The sequence below is a fragment of the Kineococcus glutinatus genome, from assembly GCF_039542765.1.
Taxonomy (GTDB): domain Bacteria; phylum Actinomycetota; class Actinomycetes; order Actinomycetales; family Kineococcaceae; genus Kineococcus_A; species Kineococcus_A glutinatus.
Map to the genome: position 1 here is coordinate 1 of NZ_BAABIL010000262.1, position 4,601 is coordinate 4,601.

6 protein-coding genes are annotated in these 4,601 nt (G+C 77.3%); 1 reads left to right on the forward strand and 5 read right to left on the reverse strand.

From position 1 onward, the window contains the following. The coding region (locus ABEB16_RS10815; protein WP_345712261.1) for an ABC transporter ATP-binding protein at window positions 1–766 on the reverse strand (766 nt) is incomplete at its 3' end. Between the two features lie 83 nt (window positions 767–849). Here ABEB16_RS10815 and ABEB16_RS10820 point away from each other — a divergent pair. Further along, a complete protein-coding gene (locus tag ABEB16_RS10820) occupies window positions 850–2,259 on the forward strand; it encodes a dihydrolipoyl dehydrogenase family protein (RefSeq protein WP_345712262.1) in 1,410 nt (469 codons plus the stop codon). Between the two features lie 120 nt (window positions 2,260–2,379). Here the strand turns inward: ABEB16_RS10820 and ABEB16_RS10825 are convergent, their stop codons facing one another. The 4 genes from ABEB16_RS10825 to ABEB16_RS10840 all read right to left on the reverse strand — a co-directional run. Next, window positions 2,380–2,928: a Uma2 family endonuclease gene (locus ABEB16_RS10825; protein WP_345712263.1), complete on the reverse strand. Its 549-nt coding sequence runs from the start codon at window positions 2,926–2,928 to the stop codon at window positions 2,380–2,382. Window positions 2,929–2,982: 54 nt separating this feature from the next. After that, window positions 2,983–3,792: an exodeoxyribonuclease III gene (locus ABEB16_RS10830; protein ID WP_345712264.1), complete on the reverse strand. Its 810-nt coding sequence runs from the start codon at window positions 3,790–3,792 to the stop codon at window positions 2,983–2,985. A 32-nt stretch (window positions 3,793–3,824) separates the two neighbouring features. Further along, complete coding sequence (locus ABEB16_RS10835; protein WP_345712265.1) at window positions 3,825–4,079, reverse strand: acyl-CoA carboxylase epsilon subunit; 255 nt, start codon at window positions 4,077–4,079, stop codon at window positions 3,825–3,827. Continuing rightward, window positions 4,076–4,601, reverse strand: a 526-nt coding sequence (locus tag ABEB16_RS10840; RefSeq protein WP_345712266.1) for a carboxyl transferase domain-containing protein, incomplete at its 5' end; no start/stop codon positions are given. The genes ABEB16_RS10835 and ABEB16_RS10840, both read right to left, overlap by 4 nt.

Below are 4,601 nucleotides of genomic sequence, written 5' to 3' on the forward strand. Positions count from 1 at the left end.
CCAGCTCCGCCGCGAACGGCGCGGCCGGCCCGCTCACCCGCAGCACCACCGGGCCGCCGCGGCGCGGCGCCAGCAGCACCGGCCGCTGCGCCGCCAGCCGCCCGCCGTGCACCACCACCACCTCGTCGCAGGTGCGCTCGATGTCGTCGAGCACGTGCGAGGACGTCACCACCCGCACCCCCAGGTCGCGGGACAGGTGCCGCACGATCTCCAGCATCTCCGCCCGCCCCGCCGGGTCCAGGCCCGAGGTGGGCTCGTCGAGCAGCACCAGGTCCGGGCCGTGCACGAGGGCCTGCGCCAGCTTCGTGCGCTGCCGCATGCCCAGGGAGTACGTGCCGACCGGGCGGCGGCGCTCCTCCTCCAGCCCGACGGCGAAGAGCACCTCGCTGGCCCGGCGCACCGCGTCGCGCCGGCCCAGACCCCGCAGCCGCGCCAGGTGGACGCAGACGTCCTGGGCGGACATGTCCACCGGCAGGCAGGCGTGCTCGGGCATGAAGCCGATGCGCCGGCGCAGCTCCCGGCGCTGGGTGCGCACGTCCAGGCCCAGCACCCGCAGCCGCCCGGAGTCCAGGGCCAGCAGACCCAGCGCGGCGCGCATCAGCGTGGACTTGCCCGCGCCGTTGGCCCCCAGCAGGCCCGTCGCCGGCGCGGTCACCCGCACCGTCAGGCCGTCCAGGGCGCGCACCGCGCCGAACGTGCGCACCACCTGCTCGCACTCCAGGACCGGCTCGGCGCCGGGGCCGGGAGGACCGCTGTCGAGGATCACCCGCCCACCCAAGCACCCCCGTCCCCGCGCGGGCGTCCGTCGATCGACGTGCCGCGGCTGCGACCTTCGGGAACCATCGCAGCATGACCCCGGTTCCTCCCCGCACCGTCGACGTCGTCGTGATCGGCAGCGGCTCCGGCGGCAAGATGGCCGCCCAGGAGCTCGCCCGCCAGGGCAGGCGCGTCGCCCTCGTGGAGGACACCCGCGTCGGGGGCTTCTGCCCCTACCTCTCGTGCGTGCCGGCGAAGTCGATGCTGCTGTCGGCGCACGCCGGCATCCCCTTCGACGAGGCCGTCCGCGTGCGCGAGGAGGCGGTGGCCGGCCGCGACGACGCCGGGGCGGTGGAGGGGCTCGGCGCGGACGGCGTGCAGCTCGTGCGCGGCCGGGGCCGGCTGCTGCCGGGGCGCCCGCTCACCGTGGAGGTGGACCTGCCCGGTGGCCGGGCCGAGCGGCTGCGGTCCGGCACCGTGGTGCTGGCCGCGGGCAGCACCCCCGTGCGCCCGCCGGTGGACGGCCTCGACGACGTGCCCACCTGGACGAGCGAGGACGCGCTGTCGGCCACCGAGCGCCCCGGCCGCCTGCTCGTGCTCGGCGGCGGGTCGGTGGGCTGCGAGCTGTCGCAGGCCTACGCGGGGCTGGGCAGCGAGGTGGTCCTCGTCGAGAGGGACGAGCAGCTGCTGCCCGGGGAGGCGCGCTGGGTGGGCGACTTCATGGCGGGCACCCTGCGCGGCAGCGGGGTGGAGGTCCGCACCGGCGTCACCGCCCGGCGGGCCGAGCCGGACGGGCGCGGCGGCGCCGTGGTGCACCTCGACGACGGCGGCGAGGTCCGCGCCGACCGGGTCCTCGTGGCGGGCGGGCGCTCCCCCCGCACCCAGAACCTCGGCGTGGAGGCGGCCGGCGGCTCCCTGGACGACTCCGGCGCGGTGCGCATCGACAGCCGCTGCCGGGTGCTGTCCCCCCAGGGGCGGCCGGTGCCGGGCCTGTACGCCGTGGGCGACGTGACGGGGGTCTCCACGTACACGCACTCGGCGAACATGCAGGCGCGGGTGCTCGCGGAGAACGCCGCCGGGCGCGACCGGGAGACCGACTACGCCGCGGTGCCCCGCGCCGTCTACACCGCCCCCCCGGTGTTCTGCGTGGGCATGACCGCCGCGCAGGCGCGGCGGGCCGGGCACGACGTCGACTCGGAGATGTTCCCCCTCGGGCAGCTGGAGCGCGCCAACCTCATCGGCATCGGCTGCGGCGACGAGGTGCCCGGGGGCGTGGAGGTCGTCGTGGACGCCACCACCGGTGTCGTGCTGGGCGCGGCCTGCGCCGGTCGGGAGGCCGACTCCTGGGGCGCGGAGCTGGCGCTGGCGGTGCGCGCCCGCCTCGACGTGGACCTGCTGGAGGAGCACGTGCGCGGCTTCCTCACGTGGTCGGAGGCGGTGTACCCGGCGGTGGCGGAGCTGCGCCGGCGCCGCCTGGAGCGGGCGCAGCGGGCGGCGGCGTAGGGCTTCCCGCGGACGGGCGGCGCGGCGGGGATGTCCGCGTGGACGTCGCCGAGGCCGTGCGCTTCCTGTCGGATCACGCCCGAGCGGGCCGAGCCGGGCGTGCAGGGCTGGGGGCGGTCCTCAGGCCAGCAGCGCGTCGACGTCGACGTCGATCTCCGGGGTGCCCGGGACCACGCCGGCACCCGTGATCTCGGCCACCTGTTCGTAGGAACCGCCCCGCAGCGCGAACGCCCACAGCGTCCGCTGCTCCGGCCCGAAGATCCAGTACCGCGGGCAGCCGGCGCGGGCGTAGTCGCGGCGCTTGCGGATCGTGTCGTCGGTGACGTTCGAGGGCGAGAGGACCTCGACGACCAGGTCGGGGACGCCGAGGAAGCGGTTGGGCGAGGCGGGGTCCGGGCGCCCCGGCAGCACCATGACGTCAGGGTGGTACTCGTGCGGGCCGGGCTTCCACGCCCACTCCTGCACGGCCAGCAGGCCCGCTGCCTCCAGAAGGTTGGTCAGGCGACGGGCGACCTGCTGGTGCTCGTACGTCGGGCGCGGCGTCACGTGCAGGCACCCGTCGATGTACTCACCGCGGACGTCCTCCCCCAGGGCCTGGTACTCGTCCCAGGTCATGCGCCTGTCGCGCACTCCCCCGCGAGCGGGCGGTACCCCCACCTCAGCCGTCATGCCCCGATGGTAGGAGCCGATCGCGCGGTCGGGCGGCGGTCGGGCCCCGCACGCTCAGCCGAAGGCCACCACGACGGGGGCGTGGTCGCTGAAGCGCTCGGCGTAGGTCGGGGCGCGGTCCACGACGGCGGTGCGGGCCAGCGCGGCGAGCTCCGGGGTGGCGAGGTGGACGTCGATGCGCCACCCGGTGTCCCGGTCGAAGGCCTGCCCGCGCCAGGACCACCACGAGTACGGCCCCTCCACGCCCGGGTGCAGCGCCCGCACGACGTCCACCCAGCCGAGCTCGTCGAACCAGCGGTCGTAGTAGGCGCGCTCCTCCGGCAGGAACCCGGCCTTCTTCAGGTTGCCCTTCCAGTTCTTGATGTCCTCGTTGCGGTGGGCGACGTTGAGGTCCCCGCAGACCAGGGCGTGCCGGCCGGACGCGCGCAGCTCGGCCATCCGGGCCGTCATGGCGTCGAGGAAGGCGTACTTCTCGTCCTGCCTGGGGGTGTCGGCCTCGCCGGTGTGGACGTAGACGCTGACCACCGTCACCGTGCCGGCGTCGGTCTGCACGTCCAGCTCCACCCAGCGGCCGGCGCCGTCGAAGCGCGGGTCCAGGCTGGTGCGCTGCTCCCCCACCGGCAGCCGGGTGACGACCGCCACCCCGGCGCGGCCCTTGGTGCCGGCGTCGGTGGGCTCGCGGTGGGCGATGTGCCAGCCGGCGCCCAGGGCCTCGTCGAGCACCTGCCCGAGGACCTCGTCGGGGGCGCGCACCTCCTGCAGGCACAGCACGTCCGGGTCGCGCTCGGCGAGCCAGGCGCCCATGCCGCGGCGGACGGCGGCGCGGATGCCGTTGACGTTGACGGTCGCGACGGTGAGGGGCACGGGGGGCGAGGGTAGCGCCGGGGCGGGCGCGGTCACCCGCCGTCCGCGTCCCCCGGGTCCGCGTCCTCCGGGCCAGCGGCGCGCGGGGCGGTGAACCGGGGCCGGCCGGCGAACGGGTGCACGCGGTGCAGCAGGACCTCCGCAGCGCCCCAGCCGTCGTGCGGTTCCGCGACGACCGCCGCGGGGGCCGGGGACCTGCGCGCGGCGAGCACCGCGACGACCGCGGCGAGCTCCGCGTCGTCGGGTGCGCCGCCGACCGCCCAGCCGGCCGGCGCTCCCCCGCTCACCACGGCGGGTTCGCGTGCTTGCGGGCGGGTGGGTCCCCGGCCTTGCGCTGCAGCAGCCGCAGCGCGCCGGTCAGCCGCTCGCGGGTGTCGGCGACCGCCACGACCGCGTCGACGTCACCGGCGGCCAGCGCCGCGGCCGGGGTGGCGAGCTCCTCCAGCCGCGCCAGGTCCCGGTACCAGCGCTCCTCGGCGTCGGCGGGGTCGGTGCGCGGTGTGGCGTCGTGCAGCGCGGCGGCGACCTCCAGGGGGTCGCGCAGGGCGATCCGCGCCCGCGGCCAGGCGATCACGTGGTCCGCTCCGACGTGCCGGGAGCCGAGGGCGAGCGAGGCCGGGCCGTGCACCTGGCCGGTGAGGACGGTGACGAGCGGCACGGTGGCCGCGGCGTAGGCGTGCAGCAGCCGCGCCGTCGCCGCGGCCTCGCCGGCCGCCTCGGCGGGCCCGGGGGTGTCGACGAGGGTCACGACCGGGACGCCGAACGCGTCACAGGTCCGGACGAACCGCGCGGCCCGGTCGGCCCCCGCG